Annotated in this window: 24 protein-coding genes; 17 read left to right on the top strand and 7 right to left on the bottom strand. The window is 72.3% G+C overall.

The window, feature by feature from the left end; translation table 11 throughout:
• The first annotated feature begins 18 nt into the window (after positions 1-18).
• From ACTWLT_RS05130 to ACTWLT_RS05100, 7 genes are all read left to right on the top strand, one after another.
• A complete protein-coding gene (locus ACTWLT_RS05130; RefSeq protein ID WP_445317331.1) occupies positions 19-1,524 on the top strand; it encodes a Na+/H+ antiporter subunit D in 1,506 nt (501 codons plus the stop codon).
• Positions 1,521-2,126 (top strand): Na+/H+ antiporter subunit E, encoded by a 606-nt coding sequence (locus tag ACTWLT_RS05125; protein WP_252416604.1) that lies wholly within the window; start codon positions 1,521-1,523, stop codon positions 2,124-2,126. The genes ACTWLT_RS05130 and ACTWLT_RS05125 overlap by 4 nt, the downstream gene beginning before the upstream one ends.
• On the top strand, positions 2,123-2,386 hold the full coding sequence (locus ACTWLT_RS05120; RefSeq protein WP_252416603.1) for an MrpF/PhaF family protein: 264 nt from the start codon (positions 2,123-2,125) through the stop codon (positions 2,384-2,386). Before ACTWLT_RS05125 ends, ACTWLT_RS05120 begins: the two co-directional genes overlap by 4 nt.
• Positions 2,383-2,736 carry a monovalent cation/H(+) antiporter subunit G gene (mnhG, locus tag ACTWLT_RS05115; protein WP_445317330.1) on the top strand — a complete coding sequence of 118 codons (354 nt, stop codon included), beginning with the start codon at positions 2,383-2,385 and terminating at the stop codon, positions 2,734-2,736. The genes ACTWLT_RS05120 and mnhG overlap by 4 nt, the downstream gene beginning before the upstream one ends.
• Before the next feature lie 183 nt (positions 2,737-2,919).
• Positions 2,920-4,287, top strand: a complete 1,368-nt coding sequence (locus ACTWLT_RS05110; RefSeq protein WP_252416602.1) for a hemolysin family protein — start codon at positions 2,920-2,922, stop codon at positions 4,285-4,287.
• The gene (locus tag ACTWLT_RS05105; protein ID WP_445317329.1) at positions 4,284-5,348 is read left to right on the top strand and encodes a hemolysin family protein; all 1,065 of its coding nucleotides are present in this window, start codon (positions 4,284-4,286) and stop codon (positions 5,346-5,348) included. The genes ACTWLT_RS05110 and ACTWLT_RS05105 overlap by 4 nt, the downstream gene beginning before the upstream one ends.
• A gap of 119 nt (positions 5,349-5,467) precedes the next feature.
• Positions 5,468-6,397: a sporulation protein gene (locus tag ACTWLT_RS05100; protein WP_445317328.1), complete on the top strand. Its 930-nt coding sequence runs from the start codon at positions 5,468-5,470 to the stop codon at positions 6,395-6,397.
• Positions 6,398-6,403: 6 nt separating this feature from the next.
• Here the strand turns inward: ACTWLT_RS05100 and leuE are convergent, their stop codons facing one another.
• Complete coding sequence (gene leuE, locus ACTWLT_RS05095; RefSeq protein ID WP_445317327.1) at positions 6,404-7,075, bottom strand: leucine efflux protein LeuE; 672 nt, start codon at positions 7,073-7,075, stop codon at positions 6,404-6,406.
• Complete coding sequence (locus ACTWLT_RS05090) at positions 7,075-8,316, bottom strand: bifunctional pyridoxamine 5'-phosphate oxidase family protein/GNAT family N-acetyltransferase (RefSeq protein ID WP_445317326.1); 1,242 nt, start codon at positions 8,314-8,316, stop codon at positions 7,075-7,077. The genes leuE and ACTWLT_RS05090 overlap by 1 nt, the downstream gene beginning before the upstream one ends.
• Positions 8,317-8,350: 34 nt before the next feature.
• On the opposite strand from ACTWLT_RS05090, the gene ACTWLT_RS05085 reads away from it, so the two are divergent.
• The 7 genes from ACTWLT_RS05085 (at position 8,351) to rny (ending at position 16,675) form a co-directional block, all read left to right on the top strand.
• Positions 8,351-9,691: an aminotransferase class I/II-fold pyridoxal phosphate-dependent enzyme gene (locus ACTWLT_RS05085; RefSeq protein ID WP_445317325.1), complete on the top strand. Its 1,341-nt coding sequence runs from the start codon at positions 8,351-8,353 to the stop codon at positions 9,689-9,691.
• A 329-nt stretch (positions 9,692-10,020) separates the two neighbouring features.
• Positions 10,021-10,725, top strand: coding sequence for a UdgX family uracil-DNA binding protein (locus ACTWLT_RS05080; protein ID WP_445317324.1), 705 nt, complete (start codon positions 10,021-10,023; stop codon positions 10,723-10,725).
• 76 nt (positions 10,726-10,801) lie between these two features.
• A complete protein-coding gene (locus ACTWLT_RS05075; protein ID WP_445317323.1) occupies positions 10,802-12,169 on the top strand; it encodes an MFS transporter in 1,368 nt (455 codons plus the stop codon).
• 4 nt (positions 12,170-12,173) lie between these two features.
• Positions 12,174-12,374, top strand: a complete 201-nt coding sequence (locus tag ACTWLT_RS05070) for a DUF3046 domain-containing protein (protein WP_252416594.1) — start codon at positions 12,174-12,176, stop codon at positions 12,372-12,374.
• A 184-nt stretch (positions 12,375-12,558) separates the two neighbouring features.
• A complete protein-coding gene (gene recA / locus ACTWLT_RS05065) occupies positions 12,559-13,605 on the top strand; it encodes a recombinase RecA (RefSeq protein WP_109819824.1) in 1,047 nt (348 codons plus the stop codon).
• A gap of 14 nt (positions 13,606-13,619) precedes the next feature.
• Positions 13,620-14,318 (top strand): regulatory protein RecX, encoded by a 699-nt coding sequence (locus ACTWLT_RS05060; RefSeq protein WP_445317322.1) that lies wholly within the window; start codon positions 13,620-13,622, stop codon positions 14,316-14,318.
• Between the two features lie 590 nt (positions 14,319-14,908).
• Positions 14,909-16,675: a ribonuclease Y gene (gene rny, locus ACTWLT_RS05055; protein ID WP_445317321.1), complete on the top strand. Its 1,767-nt coding sequence runs from the start codon at positions 14,909-14,911 to the stop codon at positions 16,673-16,675.
• Between the two features lie 57 nt (positions 16,676-16,732).
• On the opposite strand, the gene ACTWLT_RS05050 is transcribed toward rny, so the two are convergent.
• The 4 genes from ACTWLT_RS05050 to ACTWLT_RS05035 are packed head-to-tail and all read right to left on the bottom strand — an operon-like array spanning position 16,733 to position 20,139.
• On the bottom strand, positions 16,733-17,701 hold the full coding sequence (locus ACTWLT_RS05050; protein ID WP_445317320.1) for an amino acid ABC transporter permease: 969 nt from the start codon (positions 17,699-17,701) through the stop codon (positions 16,733-16,735).
• Entirely contained in the window at positions 17,698-18,405 is a 708-nt protein-coding gene (locus tag ACTWLT_RS05045; protein ID WP_252416590.1) for an amino acid ABC transporter permease, read from the bottom strand. The genes ACTWLT_RS05050 and ACTWLT_RS05045 overlap by 4 nt, the downstream gene beginning before the upstream one ends.
• Before the next feature lie 42 nt (positions 18,406-18,447).
• Positions 18,448-19,326, bottom strand: coding sequence for a glutamate ABC transporter substrate-binding protein (locus tag ACTWLT_RS05040; protein ID WP_252416589.1), 879 nt, complete (start codon positions 19,324-19,326; stop codon positions 18,448-18,450).
• A gap of 57 nt (positions 19,327-19,383) precedes the next feature.
• Positions 19,384-20,139, bottom strand: a complete 756-nt coding sequence (locus ACTWLT_RS05035) for an amino acid ABC transporter ATP-binding protein (RefSeq protein WP_252416588.1) — start codon at positions 20,137-20,139, stop codon at positions 19,384-19,386.
• Positions 20,140-20,333: 194 nt separating this feature from the next.
• On the opposite strand from ACTWLT_RS05035, the gene selD reads away from it, so the two are divergent.
• Positions 20,334-21,323 carry a selenide, water dikinase SelD gene (gene selD / locus ACTWLT_RS05030; protein WP_445317319.1) on the top strand — a complete coding sequence of 330 codons (990 nt, stop codon included), beginning with the start codon at positions 20,334-20,336 and terminating at the stop codon, positions 21,321-21,323.
• 236 nt (positions 21,324-21,559) lie between these two features.
• Complete coding sequence (locus tag ACTWLT_RS05025) at positions 21,560-22,039, top strand: hypothetical protein (RefSeq protein ID WP_445317318.1); 480 nt, start codon at positions 21,560-21,562, stop codon at positions 22,037-22,039.
• A 32-nt stretch (positions 22,040-22,071) separates the two neighbouring features.
• Here ACTWLT_RS05025 and ACTWLT_RS05020 read toward each other — a convergent pair whose 3' ends face one another.
• A complete protein-coding gene (locus ACTWLT_RS05020) occupies positions 22,072-22,326 on the bottom strand; it encodes a DUF2277 family protein (protein ID WP_445317317.1) in 255 nt (84 codons plus the stop codon).
• Positions 22,327-22,382: 56 nt separating this feature from the next.
• Between ACTWLT_RS05020 and miaB the strand changes: the two genes are divergently transcribed.
• Entirely contained in the window at positions 22,383-23,900 is a 1,518-nt protein-coding gene (gene miaB / locus ACTWLT_RS05015) for a tRNA (N6-isopentenyl adenosine(37)-C2)-methylthiotransferase MiaB (RefSeq protein ID WP_252416584.1), read from the top strand.
• The last annotated feature ends 411 nt before the right edge of the window (positions 23,901-24,311 follow it).

Genomic DNA, 24,311 nt, shown 5'->3' with positions numbered 1-24,311 from the left:
GTCGTCGCGGGCGACGCGATGAGCCGGCTGCTGCCGCTGCCGGTGGTGGTGCCGCTGCTCGGCGCGGCGCTGACCCTGCTGCTGGCCACCCGGCCCCGGCTCCAGCGTGCGGTCAGCGTGCTCTGCCTCGGCGGCACCCTCGCCGTGGCGGTGCTGCTGCTGGTGCAGGCGTACCGGCACGGGCCGGTAGTGCTGGCGGTCGGTGCCTGGCCGGCGCCGGTCGGCATCGTCCTGATCGCCGACCAGCTCGCCGCGCTGATGCTGGTGGTGTCCTCGGCGGTCACCCTCTGCGTGCTGCTGTACTCGATCGGTCAGGGCCGCGGCGAGACCGGTGAGACGACGCCGGTGGTCATCTTCCACCCGACGTACCTGGTGCTCACCGCCGGCGTCACCAACGCGTTCCTCGCCGGTGACCTGTTCAACCTCTTCGTCGGCTTCGAGATCCTGCTGGCGGCCAGCTTCGTGCTGATCACCCTGGGCGGCACCGAGACCCGGATCCGGACCGGCTCGACGTACGTGGTGGTCAGCATCCTGTCCTCGATGATCTTCCTGGCCGCGGTGGGTCTGGTGTACGCGGCCACCGGCACGCTCAACCTGGCCCAGCTCGCCCAGCGCCTCGACGACCTGCCGGACGGCGTACGGCTGACCCTGGAGCTGATGCTGCTGCTCGCCTTCGCGATCAAGGCGGCGGTCTTCCCGCTGTCGGCCTGGCTGCCGGACAGCTACCCGACCGCGCCGGCCCCGGTCACGGCGGTGTTCGCGGGGTTGCTCACGAAGGTGGGCGTCTACGCGATCATCCGTACGGAGACGCTGCTCTTCCCGGGCGGGCGGGTGGACGGGCTGCTCATGGTCGTCGCCGGGCTGACCATGATCGTCGGCATCCTCGGTGCGGTGGCCCAGTCGGACATGAAGCGGCTCTTCTCGTTCACCCTGGTCAGCCACATCGGCTACATGATCTTCGGGGTGGCGCTGAGCACCGCCGCCGGGCTCTCCGGCGCGATCTTCTACGTGGTGCACCACATCACCATCCAGACCACGCTGTTCCTGGTCGCCGGGCTGGTCGAGGAGCGGGCCGGCAGCACCGACCTGCGGCGCCTCGGCGGGCTGGCCCGGGTGGCGCCGCTGCTCGGCGTGCTGTTCTTCGTCCCGGCGATGAACCTCGCCGGGGTGCCGCCGTTCTCCGGGTTCCTCGGCAAGCTCGGCCTGCTCCAGGCCGGCGCGGCGGCCGGCGGTCCGCTGCCCTGGGCGCTCGTCGCGGCCGGCACGCTGACCAGCCTGCTCACCCTCTACGTGGCGTCCCGGGTGTGGAACATCGCCTTCTGGCGGTCGCCCCGGCTGGCCACCACCGAGCCGGCCGTCCGGCTGCCCGCGCTGATGGTCGGTGCCACCATGGGCCTGGTCGCGTTCGGGGTGGCGCTGACCGTGCTGGCCGGCCCGATCTTCACCGTCACCGCCGACGCGGCCGCCGACCTGCTCTCGCGTACGCCGTACGTGCGGGCCGTGCTGCCGGGTGGCCCGCCGTGACCGGGTCGCGCGGCACGGCTCCGGCGGTCGCCGAGCCGCCCCCGCGCCGCCGGTTCGGGCGCTGGCGGGACCAGGCGCTGGCACTCGGCTGGCTGGTGGTGGTCTGGAACCTGCTCTGGGGCGAGATCAACTGGGCGAACCTGGTCGGCGGCCTGCTGGTGGGCGGTGCGGTGCTGGTGTTCTTCCCGTTGCCGGCGGTCACCTTCGGCGGCCGGCTGCGCCCCTGGGCGCTGCTGGTGTTCGCCGGCAGTTTCGCCGTCGAGTTGGTCACCGCGAGCCTGCACGTCGCCCGGATCGCCGTACAGCCCGGCTGCCGGCCACGCGGGGCGATCATCGCGGTGCGGCTACGGGTGCCCACCGACCTGAACCTGGCACTCACCGCCGAGGCGGTCTCGCTGGTGCCCGGCACGCTGATCCTGGAGATCGACCGGGAGTCCGGGACGCTCTACCTGCATGTGCTGGACACCCGCGGGCCGGCGGATCTGACCCTCGCCCGCGTCCGCACCCTCGACGTCGAACGGCGGGTCGTCCGCGCGGTGGGCTCCGCCGCCGAGCTGCGCCGTGTCCAGCCCGATCCCGCCGAGAGGGGAACACCACCGTGACCACGTTCCTGGCCGCTGTCCTCACCGCCCTGCTGTCGGTGACCGCGCTGCTCGCGCTGACCCGGCTCTACCGGGGGCCGTCACTGCTGGACCGGGTGATCGCCGCGGACATGCTGCTCGCCACGATGGTCGCCGCGGTGGGCGCCGAGGCGGCGGTCAACCGGCACGCCACCACGCTGCCCGTGCTGGTGGTGCTCTCCCTGCTCGGCTTCGTCGGCACGGTGTCGCTGGTCCGTTTCGCCGTCCGGGAGCCGTCGTGATCGGGACCGTCGCAGACTGGCTCGGCGCCGTTTGCCTGGTGGCCGGCGCGCTGCTCGGCCTGGCCGCCGCGATCGGCGTGCTGCGCTTTCCCGACGTGCTGTCCCGGATGCACGCGGCCACCAAGCCGCAGGTCCTCGGGGTGCTCCTGCTGCTGCTCGGCATCGCGCTGCGGCTGCGTTCCCCGACGGACATCGGCATGATCCTGCTGGTGGCGGTCTTCCAGTTGGCCACCGCACCGGTTGCCGCACAGATGATCGGTCGCGCCGCCTACCGCTCCGGCCGGATGGACCGGAGTCTGCTCGACGCGGACGAGCTGGCCGAACGCGAACCGGGTGGCGGGCCGGCGTGAAGATCGGGTGGTGGCGGGTCAACCGGACGATCAGGTGCCTTCGGCCCACCCCCAGCGGAGTCCCAGCCAGCGCCGATAAAATAGCGGCATGATCGACTCGTCTGCCCAGGAGGGCAGCAGTAGCCAGCCGGGTCGTGCCCGGCATCTTCCCGCCCCGACGACCCCGGGAGCCCTGAGCGACCCGTGTTGATCGTCGTTGGCCTCCTTCTGATTATCGTGCTCACCGCTGCCACCGGTTACTTCGTGGCACAGGAGTTCGGCTACGTCGCCGTGGACCGGGGCAGGCTACGCCAGCTCGCCGATGACGGCGACCAGGCCGCCGCACGGGCCCTGACCGTCACCAGCCGGCTCTCCTTCGTGCTCTCCGGTGCGCAACTCGGCATCACCGTCACCGCGCTGCTCGTCGGGTACGTCGCCGAGCCGTACCTCGGTGGCGGCCTCGCCGACCTGCTCGGCGTGGCCGGGGTCGGCGAGTCGGTCAGCCTGCCGCTGTCGGTGGGGCTGGCCCTGGTCATCGCGACCGTCGTGCAGATGGTCCTCGGTGAGCTGGCCCCGAAGAACCTGGCCATCGCGCGCGCCGAGCCGCTGGCCCGGGCGCTGAGCCGGTCCACGCTGATCTACCTGACCGTCGCAGGGCCGGTGATCCGGCTCTTCGACCGGGCGTCGGTGCGGCTGCTCCGCCGGATCGGCATCGAGCCGATCGAGGAACTGCCCAGCGGCGCCACCCCTGCCGACCTGGAACAGATCATCGCCGAGTCCCGCGAGGAGGGCAGCCTGGACGCCGAGATGTCCACGCTGCTCGACCGGGGTCTGGATTTCCGTGAGCTGACCGCGGGCGAGGCCATGGTGCCCCGGGTCGACGTGCACACCGTACGGGCACACGAGCCGGTGAGCCGGGTCGTCGAGCTGCTGGACACCGGCCACTCCCGCTTTCCCGTGCGCGGTGCGGAGGGGGTCGACGACCTCATCGGCATCGTCGGCATCGCCGACGTGCTCGGCGTACCGCCGGAGAAGCGCGCCACCACCCCGGTGAGCGCGGTGGCCGGGCCGCCGCTGCTCGTGCCGGAGACGTTGCCCCTGCCCACGGTGCTGGACCGGCTGCGCTCCGGGCACCGGCAGATGGCCTGCGTGGTCGACGAGTACGGCGGCTTCGCCGGCGTGATCACGCTGGAGGACATCGCCGAGGAACTGGTCGGCCCGATCCGGGACGAGGACGACCCGCCGGAGCGGGCGCCCGCACGGCAGGACGACGGGTCCTGGGTGGTGCCGGCCCGCTGGCGGATCGACGAGGTCGCCGACAGCACCGGCATCGCCCTGCCCGAGGCACCCGAGTACGACACCCTCTCCGGGTTGGTCATGCGGGAGCTGGGCCGGGTGCCGGAGGTCGGCGACCGGCTGGAGATCAGCCTGCTGCGCGAGGGCGCCGACGCCGAGGACGGCGAGGCGGAGCCCCGGGCACTGGTCGAGGTGCTCGCCGTGGACCGGCACGTGGCCGACTCCGTCCGGTTGCAGCTGACCGAGCCGGGTGCGCGCAGCGAGGTGTCCGCATGAGCCCCGGCATCGCGCTGTTCAGCTCGGCGGTCCTGCTGGCGCTGAACGGGTTCTTCGTGGCCGCCGAGTTCGCTCTGGTGGCCAGCAAGCGCTACCGCCTGGAGCAGGCGGCAGCCGCCGGCGGTCGGGCGGCGCGGGCCGCGCTGGACGGCGTCCGCGAGCTGTCCCTGATGCTGGCCGGCGCGCAGCTCGGCATCACGCTGTGCACCCTGGGGCTCGGCGCGCTGGCCGAGCCGGCGATCGAGCACCTGCTCAGCCCGCTGCTGCACGCGGTGGGGCTGCCGGACGCCGCCAGCCACGCGGTCGCGCTGATCCTCGCCCTCGGTGTGGTCACCTTCCTGCACCTGGTGGTGGGGGAGATGGCGCCGAAGTCGTGGGCGATCACCGACGCGGAGCGCTCGGCGACGCTGCTCGCGCTGCCGTTCCGCGCCTTCGCCCGGGTGGCCCGGCCGGTGCTGTCGGCGCTGAACGCGCTGGCCAACGCGATCCTGCGGCTGTTCGGCGTGAACCAGCAGGATCAGCTGGCCCAGGTGCACGGCCCGGACGAGCTGCGGATCCTGCTGGAGCAGTCCCGCGAGCACGGGCTGCTCGGTGCCGAGCAGCACCAGCTGCTCACCAGCATGCTGGAGTTGCAGGGCACGTCGGTGGCGCAGGTGATGGAGCCGTTCTCCACCATGGTCACCGTTCGCCGGGACGACCCGGCGGAGCGGATCGAGCACGTCAGCCGGGACAGCGGCCGATCCCGGCTGGCGGTGCTGGACGCGGCGGGCGACGTCTGCGGCCTGGTGCACGTCCGGGAGGCCGTGCGGGTGGTCACCACGGGCCGCACCGCCACCGCCGGCGACCTGATGACGCCCGCGTTCACGCTGCCCGCGACGTCCTCGGTCACCGAGGCGGTGGCCGCGATGCGGGCCCGACAGTCCCAGCTCGCGCTGGTGCGCAACGGGGGCGGCCCAGCCCGGCCGATCGGTTTCGTGGCGCTGGAGGACCTGTTGGAGGAGGTCATCGGCGAGTTCGACGACGAGACCGACACGGTGCCGCGCGGCCGCCGCATGAGATGAATCGGAGGGGTGGTCCTTCTTCGCGGAAGTTGAGGTGACCGCGCGCCGGGTCCGCGAGAGTTGAGGTGGTCTCGTCGCGGTTGGGGTGGCCGCTCGCGGGGCCGGGCGGAGGGGGCGCGGTGCGGCTGACGGGGGTGTCGAGGGAGTCCGGCTGGACCGGGCTGTCCGTGCAGACCACCCTGGCCAACCCGAGCACCCGCCCGGGCCTGCGCCTGCCGGGGAGAGTGACGCTGGCGGCCGGGCCGGACGACGTGCTGGTACGGCACATCCGGCTCGGCCTGGTCACCACGGTCGAGCCGGATGACCCGTCCGCCGCCCGACGCCTCGTGCAGTTCTGTCAGGTGTCGATCGCCGGCCGGTTCGTCGTACCGGCCGGTCGGCGGCGGGCGGTCGACTTCGCGATGCCCCTGCCGTGGGAGACCCCGGTGACGACCTTCGGTGGGGTGCCGCTGCTGAGCCTGCGGATGGGGCTGCGGACCGAGGTGTCCGTCGACCCCGAGCTGGATCAGGGCGCCATGGTGCCGGTCTTCGTGCACCCCGTCCCCACCCAGCAGTACGTGCTGGCGGCGCTGGACACGCTGGGTTTCGAGATCCGCCAGGCCGGCCTGCAGGAGGGCGGGCTGCCGGGGGTGGAGTTCACCCTGCCGCTGCACCAGCGGTGGGGCTACTGGGTGGGGCCGCTCTACGCGGGCCCGATCACCGAGCTGGAGGTGATCTTCGTGACCACCTCGGCCGGTCTGGAGGTGATCCTCTGGATGGACCGTCGACTGGCGCTGGCCGGGATCACCCACCAGAGCATCAGCCGGTTCCGGGTCTGGCACGCCGACGCCGACAGGCGGGACTGGGTCGCGACCGTGGACGGCTGGCTGCGCCACGCCATCAACCGGCACGCCGCCGCGGCCGCGCACGCCGACTGGTCCGCGCAGGTCAGCGAGTCCGCCCATGTCAGCCGCCATCCCGACGAGCCGGTCCGGCCCGGCTTCGGGCTGGGCGGCACCGCCGGCGGTGCCGGCGTCGGTGGTGGCGGCGGTGGCGGTGACGGCACCTGAGCCGGGTCAGCCGGCGCTGGCGGTGGCCAGCTTGAGGCTGAAGGCCAGGAAGAGCGCGGCCACGGCGGTGGTGCCACCGGCGGCGAGCCGGCGGCGCTGCCGGAACTGCGCGGCCAGGAACGTGCCCGCGAAGATCAACGCGGTCAGGTAGAGCGCGCTCGTCACCTGGGCGATCAGCCCCAGCAGCAGGAACGACAGCGCCGGCCAGGCGTAGCCGGGGTCGACGAACTGGATGAAGAACGAGATGAAGAACAGGATCGCCTTCGGGTTCAGCAGGCTGATCACCAGCGCCTTGCGGAACGGGCTGCGCATCGCCGCCGGCTCCGCGGCGTCGATGAGCCGCGGCGTGGTCGGGTCGTTGCGGTCGCGCCAGCGCCGCCAGGCGCCGCGCAGCATGGTCAGCCCCACATAGCCGAGGTACGCGGCACCGGCGTACTTGATCACCAGGAACACCGGCGGGTACGCCTTGAGCAGCGACGCGACCCCGGCGGCGGAGAGGAACATCAGCACCCCGTCGCCGACGAACACCCCGCCCGCGGCCCGGTAGCCGGCCCCCACGCCCCGCTTGGCGGCGGTGGAGAGCACGAAGAGTGAATTCGGCCCGGGCAGCAGGATGATGGCCACGGTGCCCAGTACGTACGTCCAGATGTCGGTGATCCCCAGCACGCCCGCCATCATCACGCCACGGGTGCCGTCCGGCGAAGCCTTTCCCGCAGCCTGAGCTGTGCCGTCGGCCACTCGTCGACGGTCATCGCGTACTGCACGGTGTCCCGCCAGGAGCCGTCCGAGCGTTGCCGGTGCATCCGCAGCACCCCCTCCCGGGTCGCGCCGAGCCGCTCGATGGCGGCCTGCGACCGTTGGTTGCGGATGTCGGTGTGCCAGGCCACCCGCACCGCACCCAGCTCGTCGAAGGCCCGGGTGAGCAGCAGCAGCTTGGCTTCGGTGTTGATCCCGGTACGCCACCAGGGCCGGCCGAGGAAGGTGTGCCCGATCGCCACCGACCGCCGTTCGGGGTCGATCTCGTAGTAGGAGGTGGTGCCGACGACCGCCCCCGTCACGGCGCAGCGCTGCACCCAGGGCACCCGCTCGCCGCGGTGCTGGGCGGCCAGCGCGGCGGCGACCACCTCGGCGGTTCCGGCCGGCGTGCCGGGCAGCGCGACGCCGAGGTGCCGCCAGACCTCCTCGTCGGCGGTGGCGGTGTGCAGCTCGTCGGCGTGCGCCAGGTCCAGCGGCTCCAGCCGGACGTGTTCGCCGGCCATCGTGACCGGGTCGTGCCAGGGCGTGCGCGGTTGGCGGAGATACGCCGGCAGCGGGGCGGTGACCCCGGCGGCCGGCTCCGGCGGCCCGGCGGTCAGCCGCAGCGGCAGCACCCCGGCCCAGTGCGGCAGGTGCAGGTCGGCGTCGTCCTCGCGGACCCCACCGGTGCGGGTCCGGACCGACACCTCGCGCAGCGGCAGTGCCAGCACGGCGGTCTCGGCCAGCTCGCGCCGGTTGGGCGGGCGGCTGTCGGCGCTGCGTCCGGCACCCACCTTCTCGACCAGCGCGGTGAGCATGGCGCTCTTCTCCCGCTCGTCGGTGACCAGGTGGGCGGTGCCGAGTGCGACCACCGAGCGGTAGTTGGCGCTGTGGTGGAACTGGGAGCGGGCGTAGACCAACCCGTCGAGCAGGGTCACCGTGACGCAGACCGGCAGCCCGTCGCCCCGCGCGGCGAGCAGTGGCCGGCTGCCGGTGGAGCCGTGCAGGTAGAGCGTGTCGCCGATCCGTACGTGCAGGGTGGGCAGCACCCGCGGCTGGCCGTCCACGGTGAACCCGAGGGCACAGTGGTACGCCTCGTCGAGCACGGCGTGGGCGGCGACCCGGTCGTAGCTCATCTTGTCGCGGGAACGGTTGGGCGTGGTCCGGGCGGTGGGTGGGTACATGCTCGCCCCTTTGTTCTAGTACAATCTCTTGTTTGTGTCAGCACGCTATCAGTTCACCGGCTCCACGGCCGTCGCGATTTCGGCCAGCATCGAGTCGGGCATCCGTACGGGCGCGCTGCCGCCCGGGACCGCCCTGCCGCCGGTCCGCGCGCTCGCCGCCGAGCTGGGCGTCAGCCCGGCCACCGTCGCCCGCGCCTACCAGGAGCTGCGCCAGCGCGGCCTGCTCGCCACCGCCGGGCGGCACGGCACCCGGGTGCGCCCCCGACCGCCGGTGGCCGCCCGACGCTCCGCGCTCCGCCCGGCGCCGTTGCCCGGCGCCCGTGACCTCTCCCGGGGTGAGCCCGACCCGCGCCTGCTGCCCCCGCTCGGCCCGCACCTCGCGGCGCTCGCCACCGAGGCCGGCCCGTCGGTCGGCTACTCCGACGCCGGGGTGCTGCCCGAGCTGGCGACGGCGGCCCGCGCCCGGCTGAGCGCCGACGGGGTGCCGGCCGGGGAGCTCACCCTCACCGGCGGCGCGCTGGACGGCATCGAGCGGCTGCTCGGCGCCCACCTGCGCCCCGGCGACGCGGTGGCGGTCGAGGACCCGGGCTGGGCCAACCTGCTCGACCTGGTCGCCGCGCTGGGGCTGCGCCCGATCGGCGTGCCGCTGGACGACGAGGGGCCACTGGTGGCCGGGGTTGCCGCCGCGCTCGCCGCCGGCGCGCGGGCACTGGTGGTCACCAGCCGGGCGCAGAACCCCACCGGCGCGGCCGTGTCCGCCGCCCGGGCCGAGGCGCTGCGGGCGCTGCTCGCCGGTCGGCGGGACCTGCTGCTGATCGAGGACGACCACGCCGCCGAGCTGGCCCGCGTACCCCTGAACCCGCTGGCCGGCGCGACGCCGAGCTGGGCCTTCCTCCGCTCGGTGAGCAAGCCCTTCGGCCCGGACCTGCGGCTGGCCGTCCTGACCGGCGACGAGACCACGGTGGCCCGGGTGACCGGCCGGACGCGGGTGGGCGCCGGCTGGGTCTCCACGGTGCTGCAACGACTCGTCCTCGCGCTGTGGCGCGACCCGGCGGTCGCCGAGCTGGTGGAGCGGGCGGCGGAGAGCTACGAGCGGCGGCGCGAGGGGCTGCTGGCCGCGCTGGCGGAGCACGGCCTGACCGCGCACGGCCGCAGCGGCATCAACCTCTGGCTGCCGGTGGCCGACGAGACCAGCGCGGTCACCGCGCTGCGCGACGCCGGCTGGGCGGTGGCCCCCGGTGCCCTCTACCGGATCGCCGCCCCACCCGCCCTCCGCATCACGGTCAGCCCTCTCGCCGTCGACGACCTGGTCCCCCTGGCCGCCGCCCTGACCCGGGCCACCCACCCGACCCCGTCGCCCGGCTACGCCACCTGACCCACCCGCCCGCGATCGCGCGGTTCGTGTCGCCCGCAGCCGGGCGTGGTCGCCGTTCCCGGCAGGAAATGCAGGATCGGGGCGATTCGCGGTGGATGGGATGGGTATGCGGGGCGCCGGAGGTGGGGATCATGGCTTCAGGTGGGTCGCGCAAGGGGCTCTACATCGCGGTGGCGGTGGCGATCATCGTGATCATCATCGTGCTGATCGCGATCGCGTCCGGTGGTGACGGTGGAGGCAACGGGTACTGACCGCGGCACGGTCGCGGGTGCCCGACACCACCGGTGCCTACCCGGCACCGAGTGGCGAACGGGTATATAACAGTCGGCATGGCCGAGCAGACCGGGAGCGCCCCGGGCGCCCAGCGGTTCATCCCGCCCGACGCCGACACCATCGACGAGCTGCGCGCCGCCTCGGGTGGCTGCCAGGGGTGCGAGCTGTACCGGGACGCCACACAGACGGTCTTCGGCCGTGGTGACGAGAGCGCCCGGGTGGTCCTGGTCGGCGAACAACCCGGCGACATGGAAGACCAGAAGGGGCTGCCCTTCGTCGGTCCGGCGGGACGCCTGCTGCGGAAGGCGGTCGACGACGCGGGGCTCGACCCCGGGCAGATCTACCTGACCAACGCCGTGAAGCACTTCCGTTTCGAGCTGCGCGGTAAGCGACGCATCCACCAGACCCCGGACCGGGTGCACATCACCGCCTGCCGGCCCTGGCTGGTCGCCGAGTTCGCCCGGCTCGACCCGGAGATCGTCGTGGTGCTCGGTGCCACCGCCGCGAAGGCGCTGCTCGGGCCGTCGTTCCGGGTGACGAGGCAGCGCGGGGAGCTGCTGCCCTGGCCCGCGTCGGCCCAGCATCCGGAGGACTTCACCCAGGTCCCGGTGGACAGCGCGGGCAAGGTGGCCGACGCTCCGCCGGCCCGGCTGCTGGCCACCATCCACCCGTCCGCGGTGCTGCGCGCCGACGACCAGGACAAGGCGTACGAGGGGCTGGTCGCCGACCTGACCGTCGGCGCCCGCGCCCTGGTGGGCTGACACCACGTAGCGAAACCCCCTGCCGCCGGCCAGGGCGGGTGCGCGAGGATGGGCACCCCCATCCTGAGGAGCGCCGATGGCCACCGAGCTGACCGCGCCGCGTACCGTCCGGCCCGACGTCGCGTCGATCCAGCGCCGTACCCTGCGGCTGCTCTTCACCACCCAGATCATCGGCGGCATCGGCGTGACCATCGGCATCGCCGTCGGCGCGCTGCTCGCCGCCCGGATCGCCGGCACCGCGGTGGCCGGTCTGGCGCAGAGCGCCGGGGTCGTCGGCGCGGCGCTGCTCGCCGTCCCGGTCACCCGGATCATGGCGCGGCACGGCCGCCGGCCGGGACTGGTGGTGGCGTACGCGGTGGGTGCCGTCGGCGGCGTGCTGGTGGTCCTGGCCGCGGCCACCCGCTCGGTGCCGCTGCTCTTCCTCGGCATGCTGTTCTTCGGCGGAGGCACCGCCGCCAACCTCCAGGCCCGCTACACGGCGGTGGACCTCGCCGAACCGGCCCGCCGGGGTCGGCAGCTCTCCCTGATCGTCTGGGCCACCACCATCGGCGCGGTGGCCGCGCCGAACTTCGCCGCCCTGGCCGACCGGGTCACCAACGGCTGGGGCGTGCCGCCGCTGGCCGGCCCGTTCGCGTTCAGCGCGGTCGCGTTCGTGCTGGCCGGCGGCGTGATCCTCGGGTTGCTCCGGCCCGACCCGCTGCTCACCGCGCGCCGTCTCGCGGCGGCCGACACGCCGGCGGCCGACGTGCCGGCGACGGCCCTGGCGGCCGAGGCGCCGGCGGACGGCGGTGCGGCGCGGGCCACCGCGCCGGCAAAGGTGCGCGCACCGCGCGGCGCCGGGATGCGGGTGGCCTGGTCGGTGGTACGCGAGCGGCCCGCCGCCCGGCTCGGCATCGCGGCGGTGGCCGTCGGTCACCTGGTGATGGTGGCGGTGATGTCGATGACCCCGGTACGGCTCGGTGAGTCGCACGCCGACGCCGACGTGCTGCGGCTGGTCGGCATCGTGCTGAGCCTGCACATCGCCGGCATGTACGCGTTCTCCCCGCTGGTCGGTTGGCTCACCGACCGGCTCGGCCGGCGGATGGTGATCCTCGGCGGGGTCGGGCTGCTGTTGGCCGCCTGCGCGGTCGCCGGCACCGCCGGGCACCACACGCCCCGACTCTCGGTTGGTCTGGTGCTGCTCGGGCTGGGCTGGTCGGGGACCATGGTGGCCGGCTCGACGTTGCTCTCCGAGTCCGTGCCGGCCGGATCGCGGCCGAGCGTCCAGGGGCTGTCCGACCTGATCATGGGGCTGGCCGGTGCCGGCGCCGCCATGGCCAGCGGGTTTGTCATGCAGGTCGCCGGTTATCCGGTGCTCGCCCTGCTCGCGGCGGTCGCGACGGTGCCCCTGGTGGCGCTAGCGTTGCGGCCGGTGCCGACCGGGGCACCGGACGAGGAGGGCTGATCACGTGCGGCTGACCGACTTCTGGGCGCGACTGGACGAGGCGTTCGGGCCTGGCTACGCGGCCAGCATCGCCCGCGACCAGGTGCTGTCCCAGCTCGGCGGACGAACCATCGAGCAGGCGTTGGCGTCGGGGGAGCAGACACACGTGGTGTGGCGGGCGGTCTGCGCCGCGTATCCCGACCGCGTGCCCGCACGACTACGCTGAGCAGCCTTTTCGCCACTTCCGCGTGTCGCTTGATGAGTCGTACACCTGTTCGGCTATTGTCCACAGCGGGGTGCTCGTCCACAGCTCGCGGCCCGTCGGCTGGTTTTCTGTCGGACCCAGCGCCTAGCGTGTCCGCGTGACGCGAAGCTCAGCAAAGACGCCGGCGAAGGCAGGGGTGGCAACCATGGCAGCAGGGCCTGACCGGGAGAAGGCACTCGACCTTGCTCTCGCTCAGATTGACAAGCAGTTCGGCAAGGGCTCGGTGATGCGGCTGGGGGAGCGGCCCGTCATCCAGACCGCCGTGATCCCGACCGGTTCCATCGCGCTCGACGTGGCGCTCGGCGTGGGTGGCCTGCCCCGCGGCCGGGTGGTCGAGATCTACGGCCCCGAGTCCAGCGGTAAGACCACGGTGGCGCTGCACGCGGTGGCCAGTGCCCAGCGGGCCGGCGGCATCGCGGCCTTCATCGACGCTGAGCACGCGCTCGACCCGGATTACGCGAAGGCCCTCGGGGTCGACACCGACGCGATGCTGGTCTCCCAGCCAGACACCGGCGAGCAGGCGCTGGAGATCGCCGACATGCTGATCCGCTCCGGCGCGATCGACATCATCGTGATCGACTCGGTGGCGGCCCTGGTGCCGCGTGCCGAGATCGAGGGCGAGATGGGCGACAGCCACGTGGGTCTCCAGGCCCGGCTGATGAGCCAGGCGCTGCGGAAGATCACCGGTGTGCTCAGCAACACCGGCACCACGGCGATCTTCATCAACCAGCTCCGGGAAAAGATCGGTGTGATGTTCGGCAGCCCGGAGACCACCACCGGTGGTCGGGCGCTGAAGTTCTACGCCTCGGTCCGGCTCGACGTGCGACGCATCGAGAGCCTCAAGGACGGCACCGACGTGGTCGGTAACCGCACCCGGGTCAAGGTCGTGAAGAACAAGGTCGCGGCGCCGTTCAAGCAGGCCGAGTTCGACATCATGTACGGCAAGGGCATCTCGCGCGAGGGCTCGCTGATCGACGTCGGCGTGGAGCAGGCGATCATCCGCAAGTCCGGCGCCTGGTACACCTACGACGGCGACCAGCTCGGCCAGGGCAAGGAGAAGGCCCGGGAGTTCCTGAAGGAGAACCCGGACGTGGCCGCCGAGATCGAGAAGAAGATCCTGGAGAAGCTCGGCGTCGGGGTCGGCGCGGGCGACGCCGCCGGCGGCCCGGAGCTGCCGCCGGTCGACTTCTGACCGGTCGCTGACCTGTGGCAGGACGACGCGCCCGTACGGGGCGGGGCTGGGATGCCAGTCCGCCCCGTGCGGGCGATGCCGGTGACCCGCCCCGCCCTCGGCGGGGCCGTCGTGGCCGGTCCGAGGAAGCCGACGCGGTCGAGTCTCCGGCGCCGCCCCGCGACGAGTCGGAGGTGGCCCGCGAGATCTGCCTGCGCCAGCTCGCCGTCCGGCCGCGCACCCGCGCCGAGCTGGCCGGGGCGCTGGCCAAGCGCGGCATCTCCGAGCAGGTCTCAGCCGAGGTGCTCGACCGGTACGACGAGGTCGGCATCATCGACGACGCCGCGTTCGCCCGGGCCTGGGTGTCCAGCCGGCACGCCGGGCGTGGCCTGGCCCGCCGGGCGCTCGCCAACGAGCTGCGCCAGAAGGGCGTGGACGGTGAGGTGGCCACCGAGGCGCTGGGCGAGCTGGACGAGGAGACCGAGGCCGACACCGCCCGTGCCCTGGTGGAGCGCAAGCTGCGTACCGCCCGGGGTGAGCCCGACGCCGTCTTCCGCCGGCTGGTGGGCATGCTGGCCCGCAAGGGCTACCCGCCGGGTGTGGCCATCCGGGCGGTGAAGGACGCGATCGCGGCGCAGAGCGCCGAGGCGGCCGAGTTCGCCGAGCAGATCGACGCCGACGCGCTCGCCGACGCCGAGGGCGAGCTGGACCGCGACAACCGCTCGGGCGAGTGAGTGGCCCGGCGGTCGGCCGGGTGTCCGGAGGTAGACGGATGGGTCACACCGCTCGGCGACCCCCGCCCGGTCGTCGGTGTCACCCAGTGACCGGTTGAGCCGGCGCTGAGCAGGCCCGACGCCGCCGACGGCCGTACGCCTCGTGGAATTTGTCCACTCGTGTCCGACACGAGATCAGCGGTCGGTGACGCCGCAACTTCTCTCCGTTCGGGGGGTTTGATCATGAGTCCTTGACCAGACCGCCCTTGGCGACCTAGCCTCGCCATACAGGCTCACATTGCCCGACCAGCGCAGGCTAAGCGCACAACATAGATCGCGTAACAGAACAGCATCACTTCGGCCGACTCCACGGCCTTTGGCGGCAGTTCCGGACAGGCCGGTCCGGAACGCCGCGACAACTGCACCCGGTCGCCGACGTTGCCCGAGGGCACCGCCGGCGGAGAGAGCTACCCACGGCCAGCCGCTCCGGTCGGGCGTCCACAGCCGCAGGAGTGTGCCCCGGCACAGTCGCTGCGGTCTCGACGTTCAGGGGAGGCGGCCATGGCGGGGCGGCGGCACAGGTTCACCGGTAGGCCCTACGGGGTTCCGGCATGAACGCCTTCGACGTCGTGCTCCTCGCGGCCGTCCTCATCCTCGCCGTGGTGGTGATCGGGGCCGTGCTGGTCGGCGTCCGGACTCTGCGCCGGATGGGTGCGGCACCGGCCCCGGAGGATCCCGCCTTCATCGCCGAGAAGGACCGTCAGGAGCAGTCCCTGGCCGCCCTGCGCACCGCGGCCGACAAGGCGAACAGCACGATCGACGTGGCGAAGTCCGCGGCTGCGGCGGCGCGCGCCGAGGCGGCTGCGGCCACCGCCGAGGCGAAGGCCGCCCGAGCGGAGGCCCGCCGCGTGCTCGACGGCGCCCGCGCCGAGGCCGACACCGTGCTGGAACGCGCACACAAGCAGGCAGAGGCGGACGCCGAGCAGTTGCGCACCGCCGCCCGGCGCAGCGGCGAGCGGGAGGTCGCGGTGCTCGCCGCCACCACCCGGGAGCAGGCCGCGGAGGTGGAGCGCCGAGCGGCCCGGATGGACGAACGGGAGCGGCTGCACACCGAGGAGGTGGAGCGGTTCGCCGAGCGGGAGCGGCAGCTCACCGAGGCGAGAGCCGCGCTCGCGGCCCGGGAGTCGGCGCTCAGCCAACGGGAGACCGAGCTGGCCGAGGCGGAGGAGCTGCGCCGTCGGGAGCTGGAGCGGGTGGCCGGGCTGACCGCCGAGGCGGCCCGGCTGGAGCTGATCGAGGCCATCGAGACGCAGGCCAAGCGGGAGGCCGCGCTGCTGGTGCGGGACATCGAGTCCGACGCGCGCAGCACCGCGGAGCAGCGAGCCCGGCACATCGTGGTGGACGCGATCCAACGGGTGGCCAGCGAGCAGACCGCGGAGAGCGTGGTCAGCGTGCTGCACCTGCCCGGCGACGAGATGAAGGGCCGGATCATCGGCCGGGAGGGGCGCAACATCCGCGCCTTCGAGTCGGTGACCGGGGTCAACCTGATCATCGATGACACCCCGGAGGCGGTGCTGCTGTCCTGCTTCGACCCGGTGCGCCGGGAGGTCGGCCGGCTCACGCTGGAGAAGCTGGTGCTCGACGGGCGGATCCACCCGCACCGGATCGAGGAGGTCTACGACCTGGCCCGGCACGAGGTGGAGGAGCTCTGCCAACGGGCCGCCGAGGACGCCCTCGTCGAGGTCGGCATCACCGAGATCCACCCGGAGCTGGTCACCCTGCTCGGGCGACTGCGCTACCGCACCTCCTACGGGCAGAACGTGCTCAAGCACCTGGTCGAGACCGCGCACATCGCCGGCATCATGGCCGCCGAGCTGCGCCTGGACGTGCCCACCATCAAGCGGTCGGCGTTCCTGCACGACATCGGCAAGGCGCTCACCCACGAGGTGGAGGGCAGCCACGCCATCATCGGCGCCGACCTGGCCCGCAAGTACGGCGAACACGAGGACGTGGTGCACGCCATCGAGGCGCACCACAACGAGGTGCCGCCGCAGACCATCGAGGCCGTGCTCACCCAGGCCTCCGACGCCTGCTCGGGCGGCCGGCCGGGGGCGCGCCGGGAGAGCCTGGAGGCGTACGTCAAGCGGCTGGAGCGCATCGAGGAGATCGCGGCCGGCAAGCTCGGCGTGGACAAGGTCTTCGCCATGCAGGCCGGCCGGGAGATCCGGGTGATGGTCAAGCCGGACGACGTGGACGACATCGGGGCGGCCGTGCTGGCCCGCGACGTGGCCAAGCAGATCGAGGAGGAGCTGACCTACCCGGGTCAGATCCGGGTCACCGTGGTCCGCGAGTCCCGGGTCACCGAGATCGCCCGCTGACGGTACGCAGACGGAAAGGGCCGACCCACGCGGGTCGGCCCTTTCGTCGTACGTGGCTCAGATGCCGGTTCCGCTGGCCTCGGACTGCGACATGAGCGCGGCCGGGGGCGCGGTCTGTCCCGCGGTGGCCGCCGTCTTGCGGCCCCGGGACAGCCGGCGCTGGACGTACTGGGCCAGCTTCGACAGCGAGTAGTTCACCGCGATGAACAGCACGGCGATCACCACGTACACCTGGATCGGGTTGCCCAGCGCGCCGATGATCTGCTTGCCGATGTTCAGGGTCTCCTCGTAGCTGATGATGAAGCCGAGCGAGGTGTCCTTGAGCACCACCACGAGCTGGCTGATCAGCGCCGGCAGCATGATCCGGAACGCCTGCGGCAGCAGGATCATCCGGGTGGTCTGCGCCGGGGAGAGGCCGATCGCGGCCGCCGCCTCGCCCTGGCCGCCGGGCAGGCCCTCCATGCCGGAGCGGAGGATCTCGGCGATCACCACGGAGTTGTAGATGGTGAGACCGATGACCAGGTACCAGAGCGTGTCGAAGGTGATGCCGAACTCGGGAAAGCCGCGGGCCACGAAGAAGATGGTGATGACCACGGGCAGGCCGCGGAACACCTCGACGCACACCCGGGTGACCGCCGACAGCAGGACGCTCAGCCCGCGCAGCAGGTACGACACGGGGGTGGCGAGCCCGGTGAACCGGCGCCGGCTCAGGCTCTTGAGCTGGATCCGCAGCACCGCCAGAGCGGTGCCGATCACCAGCGAGGAGATGATCGCCAGCACGGCCGCGGTGAGGGTGTTCTTCAGGCCGAGCCCGATCCGGTCCCAGACCAGCGAGAAGTTCTCGTTGGAGGGGTCGACCAGCGGCCCCCACAGCTCCATCGAGAACTGGTCCTTGGCGTCCAGCGGCCGGTAGATCAGGAAGTACGCGCCGACCAGCAGCAGCACGGTGGCCACGAGGCTGCTGACGAGGGTGATCCGGCGTTGCCGGGGCCCGGGTACGTCGTAGAGCACGGTCTGCTGACTCATCGGGCCACCGCCTGTCGCTTCTCGATCCGGTCCAGCAGGGCGCCGAGCGGCACGGTCATGATCAGGTAGCCGATCGAGATGCCGATGGCGACCGGGATGAAGGCGTAGCCCTCGGCTCCGGTGAGCTGGTCGGCGGTGGCCGACAGGTCGCCGACGACACCGAAGAAGCCGATCAGGGCCGAGTTCTTGATCATCGCGATGATCACCGAACCGAGCGGCACGATCGAGGCCTTCCAGGACTGGGGCAGCACCACGTACCGCAGGTTCTGGCCGAAGGTGAGCCCCAGCGAGCGGGCGGCCTCGGCCTGCCCGGCCGGTACCGCGTTGACGCCCGAGCGCAGCGCCTCGCAGACGAACGCCGCGGTGTAGAGCACCAGGGCGATCAGCGCGAAGCGGAAGTACGGCAGGTCGGTGTCGAGCCGACTGAAGATGGCCTCAAGGCCGGGGACGCGGAGGAAGTCCGCGTTCGAGCCGAGCGCCGGCAGACCGAACGCGGCGAAGAACATCACCACGGTCAGCGGCATGTTGCGGAAGACGTTCACGTAGCCGGTGCCGACCGCCCGCAGCGGCGGGACCGGCGAGATCCGGAGCACCGCCACGACGGCGCCCAGGATGAGGGCGCCGATCGCGGCGAGTACGCAGATCTGGAGGGTGAGCCAGAAACCACCCGCAAAGACGTCGAACTTGTCGATGAGCACGTTCACGGGTCGGTTTTCCTCCCCACCCTCCAGATCGAAGGGGTCAGATCAGTAGCGGTTGATGGTCGGAGCCGCGCCCAGTTCCGCGCCGAACTTGCCGGCGGTGTCGTCCCAGGCCTTCTTCCAGCTACCGTCGGCGACGGCCTTGTCCAGCGTGTCGTTGATGAAGCTGCGGAAGTCCGCGTCCTCCTTCTTCACACCGATGCCGTACGGCTCCTTGGTGAAGTTGGCGCCGGCCAGCTTGAAGGACGCCTCGTCCTTGGCGATGTAGCCGAGCAGGATCACGTTGTCCGTGGTGACGGCGTCGACCTGGCCGCCCTTGAGGGCGTCGCGGCACTTGTCGTAGGTGTCGAAGAGCACCAGCTGGGTGCCGACGTCCTTGACGTACTGCTTGATCGTCTCGGCGGGGGTCGAGCCGGTCACCGAGCAGACCTTCTTGGTGCCGTCCTTGAAGGAGTCCGGACCGGTGATGGTCGCCTCGTCCTTCTTGACCATGATGTTCTGGCCGGCCTCGTAGTACGGCCCGGCGAAGGCGATCCGCTCCTTGCGCTTGTCGTTGATCGTGTAGGTCGCGGCGACGAAGTCCACCGTGCCGTTGACGATCACGTCCTCGCGGACCTTCGAGGGGGCCTCGACCCACTCGATCTTGTCCTCGGGGATGCCGAGCTCCTTGACGATGATCTTCGCGACCTCGACGTCGAAGCCCTCGGGCTTGCCCGACAGCCCCTTCTGGCCGAAGCCGGGCTGGTCGAACTTGGTGCCGACCTTGATCTTCTGGGCCTTGTTCAGCTTCTCCATGGTGCTGCCGGCGGCGAAGGACTTGCTACCGGAGCCGGTGCCCTCTCCGCCGTCGTCGCCACCACAGGCGGTGAGGCCGAGCGCCAGAGCGGCGACCGCGGCGACCGCGGCAACGCGCTTGATACGCATACTCTTCTCCTTCTTCAACGGGGCCCGCCGGTGGCCGGCGTGCTCCACTACGGACGCCTAGTGCGTAAGGATCTTGGAGAGGAAGTCCCGGGCCCGCTCGCTGCGAGGGTTCTCGAAGAACTCGTTCGGCGGGGCGTCCTCGACCAGTTGGCCGTCGGCCATGAAGATGACCCGGTTCGCGGCGTGCCGCGCGAAGCCCATCTCGTGGGTGACCACGACCATCGTCATGCCCTCGCGGGCCAGCGACGTCATCACGTCCAGCACCTCGCCAACCATCTCCGGGTCCAGCGCGCTGGTCGGCTCGTCGAAGAGCATCGCCTTGGGCTGCATGGCCAGTGCCCGGGCGATGGCCGCCCGCTGCTGCTGACCGCCGGAGAGCTGGGCCGGGAACTTGTCCGCCTGGTTGGCGATGCCGACCCGGTCGAGCAGGGCCAGGCCGCGCTCGCGGGCGGCGGCCGGCTTCTCCTTGCGGACCTTGATCGGGCCGAGGGTGACGTTCTCCAGGATGGTCTTATGGGCGAAGAGGTTGAACGACTGGAAGACCATGCCCACCTCGCTGCGCAGCTTGGCGAGGGCCTTGCCCTCGGCCGGCAGCGGCTGGCCGTCGAAGGTGATGGTGCCCGAGTTGATCGGTTCCAGTCGGTTGATGGCGCGGCACAGCGTCGACTTGCCGGAGCCGGACGGGCCGATCACCACGACCACCTCGCCCCGACCCACCGACAGCGAGACGTCGTCCAGCACGTGCAGCGGTCCGAACCATTTGTTGACCGCGTCCAGCACGATGAGCGGTTCGCCCGTCGTCACGTCGTCCACCGTCCCTGTCGTCTCCCGGATCGGGGTCGGTTGACCCCCGGTGCGGCCACTGTAGGCGGCGTGATGTGGCAGAACGCAACCCGGCGGGTCACGGAGCGGTAACACCGGTCACGATCGTCGCAGCGTGTCCGATTCCGGCCACTCGACGGGCCGCATCGGTGGCGTCGGCGCCCTGTTGCCGAGATCATGGACGGATGACGGAACCGGTTCGGCTGACCCGTTACGCCCGTGGCGGAGGGTGCGCCTGCAAGATCCCGCCGGGGGAGTTGGAAATCATGGTGGCCGGTCTCGGCCCGGCCACCGGCACCGCCGAGCTGCTGGTCGGTCTGGACCACGGCGACGACGCGGCGGTGGTCCGCCTGGACGAGCGGACGGGCCTGGTGAGCACCGCCGACTTCTTCACCCCCGTGGTCGACGACGCGTACGACTGGGGGCGGATCGCCGCCGCCAACGCACTCTCCGACGTGTACGCCATGGGCGGCGTCCCGCTGGTCGCGCTCAACCTGCTCTGCTGGCCGCGCGACGTGCTGCCGCTGGAGTTGGCCCGTGAGGTGCTGCGCGGCGGCCAGGACGTGGCCCGGGAGGCCGGTTGCCACCTGGCCGGCGGCCACAGCGTGGACGACGACGGCCCGAAGTACGGCCTCGCGGTCACCGGCACGGTCCGGCCGGAGGAGCTGATCACCCTCGACGCGGGCCGGGCCGGGGTGCCGCTGTCGCTGACCAAGCCGCTCGGGGTGGGCGTGCTGAACACCCGGCACAAGACCACCGGCGAGAGCTTCCCCGAGGCGGTGGCCACGATGAGCGCGCTCAACCGCGACGCCGCCCGGGCGGCGGTCGCCGCCGGCATCCGCTGTGGCACCGACGTGACCGGGTTCGGCCTGCTCGGGCACGCCTCGAAGCTGGCTCGGGCCAGCAGGCTCACGGTGGCGATCGACACCGCCCGGGTGCCCTACCTGCCCGGTGCCCGGGAGGCCCTGCGCGACGGGTACGTCAGCGGCGGCACCCGGCGCAACCTGGACTGGGTCACCCCGTGGACCGACTTCGGCGCGACGGACGAGGGCGAGCGGCTGCTGCTGGCCGACGCGCAGACCTCGGGCGGGTTGTTGGTCGCCGGTGAGCTGCCGGGAGCGCCCGTGGTGGGCGAGTTGCTGCCCCGCGGCGAGCACCTGGTCGTCCTGCGCTGACCGCACGGTGGCCTCGCCGATCCGGAACCGGAACACGCGGCGCCGGTGGTGCCGACGCGGCACCATACCCGATAAACTGTCATCTTCCCGCTACTCCGAGCAACGCTGCTCAGGGAAATTTTGCCCGGAATGGTCACAGACCGGTAACTTGCCCCCGGCTGAGGTCAAATGCCCCCCACCATCGTCAGTAAGGCCCGATCCGGAGGCCGGTGGGACGAACGCAGCGAGGAGGCGGAATGACCGAGCTGTGGAACTGGAGAATCGACCGGGTACGACCCGTGGAGGTCTACCCGGCGCTGGCCGAGGCGCTCGGTCGGGTGGTGATGCCGCTGGCGGTGGCCGACCCGGCGCGGCTGCCGGCGTACGCGGTGGTCTGCGACGTCTGGCAGGCGCCGGGCGAGTTCGCGACGATGGTGGACTGCTACGGGGTGCCCGAGCGGCTCCCCGAGCACGCCAGCATCGCCGCGCTGGCGCGGCTGCTGGACCGCAACTGCCTGCTGCGCGACGACACACTCGACGCCGGCCGGCACCTGCTCGTGACCCCGGACGGCACGGTCCGCCCGGTGCACTTCGACGTCCGCGACACCGACGACGGCGAGGTGCTGAGCAGGCAGCGGCTCTGCACGCTGGCCGACCCGGGCTGCCGGGGCTGGTCGCAGTGCCACCGCTCGCGCTGGGCACCGGACACCGTCGCCCCGGCGCTCGCCGCGGCCTGACCCCCCGGTCCGGCCGGCCCGCCGACCTTCGATCAGGCGCGGCCGGAGGCGGTGGCCGGCCGGTCCGCGCTGGCCGGCCCGGCACCCCGCACCACGAGCTGGTCGAGCAGGGTGCGGGTCGCCTCGGTGACGGCGGCCACGGCGGCGTCGAACGCGGCGGCGTTGTGCGCGGCGGGCGCCCGGAAGCCAGAGATCTTCCGGACGTACTGCAACGCCGCCGCCTCCATGTCGGCGTCGGTCACCTGCGGGGTGAACGGCTCGCGCAGGGTCTTGATGCTCCGGCACATGTCGTGTGCTCCTCGGTTCGGGGCGATCCGGCCCACCCGGATACGCTGTCCTGGTCATGACTACCGCAGCGGCGGGCAGCGCGCGCACCTACCAGGTGCGCACCTACGGCTGCCAGATGAACGTGCACGACTCCGAGCGCATCTCCGGCCTGCTCGAACAGGCCGGCTACGTGCGTGCGCCCCAGGCCGACGACAGCGCGGACGTCGTGGTCTTCAACACCTGCGCGGTGCGGGAGAACGCGGACAACCGGCTCTACGGCAACCTCGGTCATCTGCGCCCCGTGAAGGACAAGCACCCGGGGATGCAGATCGCCGTCGGTGGCTGCCTGGCCCAGAAGGACCGCGGCGAGATCGTCCGCAAGGCGCCCTGGGTCGACGTGGTCTTCGGCACGCACAACATCGGTGCGCTGCCGGTGCTGCTGGAGCGGGCCCGGCACAACGCCGCCGCCGAGGTGGAGATCCTGGAGTCGCTGGACGTCTTCCCGTCCACGCTGCCGACCCGCCGTGAGTCCACGTACGCCGGCTGGGTCTCGATCTCGGTGGGCTGCAACAACACCTGCACGTTCTGCATCGTGCCCTCTCTGCGGGGCAAGGAGAAGGACCGTCGCCCCGGCGACATCCTCTCGGAGGTGCGCGCCCTGGTCGACGAGGGTGTGCTGGAGGTGACCCTGCTCGGGCAGAACGTCAACTCGTACGGCGTCGAGTTCGGCGACCGGTACGCCTTCGGCAAGCTGCTGCGCGCCTGCGGCGACATCGACGGGCTGGAGCGGGTCCGGTTCACCAGCCCGCACCCGAAGGACTTCACCGACGACGTGATCGCCGCGATGGCCGAGACGCCGAACGTCTGCCACTCGCTGCACATGCCGTTGCAGTCGGGCTCCGACGACGTGCTCCGGGCGATGCGCCGGTCCTACCGCTCCGACCGGTACCTGGGGATCATCGAGAAGGTCCGCACGGCGATGCCGGACGCGGCGATCACCACCGACATCATCGTCGGTTTCCCCGGCGAGACCGAGGCCGACTTCCAGCGCACCCTGGACGTGGTGCGCGAGGCCCGGTTCTCCTCGGCCTTCACCTTCCAGTACTCCAAGCGCCCCGGCACCCCCGCCGCGACCATGGACGGCCAACTGCCCAAGCAGGTCGTGCAGGAGCGTTACGAGCGGTTGATCGCCACGGTGGAGGAGATCACCTGGGCGGAGAACAAGCGCCTGGTGGGGGAGACGGTCGAGGTGCTGGTCGCGGTCGGTGAGGGCCGCAAGGACGAGCGGACCGGCCGGATGTCCGGGCGCGCCCGCGACGGTCGGCTCGTGCACTTCGCGACGGGGGCGGCCGACGGCGGGTCGATGGCCGGCCAGATTCGCCCGGGGGACATCGTGCACACCGCCGTCACGTACGCCGCGCCGCACCACCTCAACGCCGACGGTGCGCCGCTGTCGCACCGGCGGACCCGGGCCGGCGACGCCGCCGAGGCGGGGCGCTCCCCGCGTACCCCCGGGGTGTTGCTCGGGCTGCCCACGATCGGCGCACCGGCGGTCGCGCCCGCACCCACCACCGGCGGCTGCGCCGTCCTCTGACGCGGCGCGCCTCCCCGTCGCCCGTCGCCACCGACGGCGGGCGAGGGGAGCGAGGCGAGCCGGCTCAGCAGGCTGTCGCGTTGAGCTTCGGTGGGTGGGGTGGCGGTGCCGTTGGCCGTGAAGCCGACCGTGACCGACGCGCCCGCCGGCAGGGACGGGGCGGCGGCCGTGACCGTCGTGCCGGACTGGGTGACGGTGGCGTTCCAGCACCTCCGGTCGCCGGCTCTCGGCCCCTGCCCCTGCCCCGCAAGATCGCGCTCGATCCTGGATGTAGTGGTATCCAGGCGTCTCGAGGCCACTACATCCGGGATTGAGCACGACCATGACCGGCGACGGCGCCTGCCTCCAAGGCGGGCCGCGTTCCAGCAAGCTCGCAAGATCCACGCAACGTCAGGGAAGTTGCTGCCTCCG

The organism is Micromonospora yongxingensis (genome assembly GCF_052601155.1).
Note: the sequence above shows the minus strand (reverse complement) of the source record. Positions and strands in the feature narration are given on the sequence as shown.

What these genes read in the sequence shown, in the direction of transcription:
- ACTWLT_RS05130 (WP_445317331.1), top strand. Translation starts at nt 19, where the DNA reads ATGAGCCGGCTGCTGCCGCTGCCGGTGGTGGTGCCGCTGCTCGGCGCG.
- ACTWLT_RS05105 (WP_445317329.1), top strand. Translation starts at nt 4,284, where the DNA reads ATGAGCCCCGGCATCGCGCTGTTCAGCTCGGCGGTCCTGCTGGCGCTG.
- leuE (WP_445317327.1), bottom strand. Translation starts at nt 7,075, where the DNA reads ATGATGGCGGGCGTGCTGGGGATCACCGACATCTGGACGTACGTACTG.
- ACTWLT_RS05090 (WP_445317326.1), bottom strand. Translation starts at nt 8,316, where the DNA reads ATGTACCCACCCACCGCCCGGACCACGCCCAACCGTTCCCGCGACAAG.
- ACTWLT_RS05080 (WP_445317324.1), top strand. Translation starts at nt 10,021, where the DNA reads ATGGCCGAGCAGACCGGGAGCGCCCCGGGCGCCCAGCGGTTCATCCCG.
- ACTWLT_RS05075 (WP_445317323.1), top strand. Translation starts at nt 10,802, where the DNA reads ATGGCCACCGAGCTGACCGCGCCGCGTACCGTCCGGCCCGACGTCGCG.
- recA (WP_109819824.1), top strand. Translation starts at nt 12,559, where the DNA reads ATGGCAGCAGGGCCTGACCGGGAGAAGGCACTCGACCTTGCTCTCGCT.
- rny (WP_445317321.1), top strand. Translation starts at nt 14,909, where the DNA reads ATGAACGCCTTCGACGTCGTGCTCCTCGCGGCCGTCCTCATCCTCGCC.
- ACTWLT_RS05050 (WP_445317320.1), bottom strand. Translation starts at nt 17,701, where the DNA reads ATGAGTCAGCAGACCGTGCTCTACGACGTACCCGGGCCCCGGCAACGC.
- ACTWLT_RS05040 (WP_252416589.1), bottom strand. Translation starts at nt 19,326, where the DNA reads ATGCGTATCAAGCGCGTTGCCGCGGTCGCCGCGGTCGCCGCTCTGGCG.
- selD (WP_445317319.1), top strand. Translation starts at nt 20,334, where the DNA reads ATGACGGAACCGGTTCGGCTGACCCGTTACGCCCGTGGCGGAGGGTGC.
- ACTWLT_RS05025 (WP_445317318.1), top strand. Translation starts at nt 21,560, where the DNA reads ATGACCGAGCTGTGGAACTGGAGAATCGACCGGGTACGACCCGTGGAG.
- ACTWLT_RS05020 (WP_445317317.1), bottom strand. Translation starts at nt 22,326, where the DNA reads ATGTGCCGGAGCATCAAGACCCTGCGCGAGCCGTTCACCCCGCAGGTG.
- miaB (WP_252416584.1), top strand. Translation starts at nt 22,383, where the DNA reads ATGACTACCGCAGCGGCGGGCAGCGCGCGCACCTACCAGGTGCGCACC.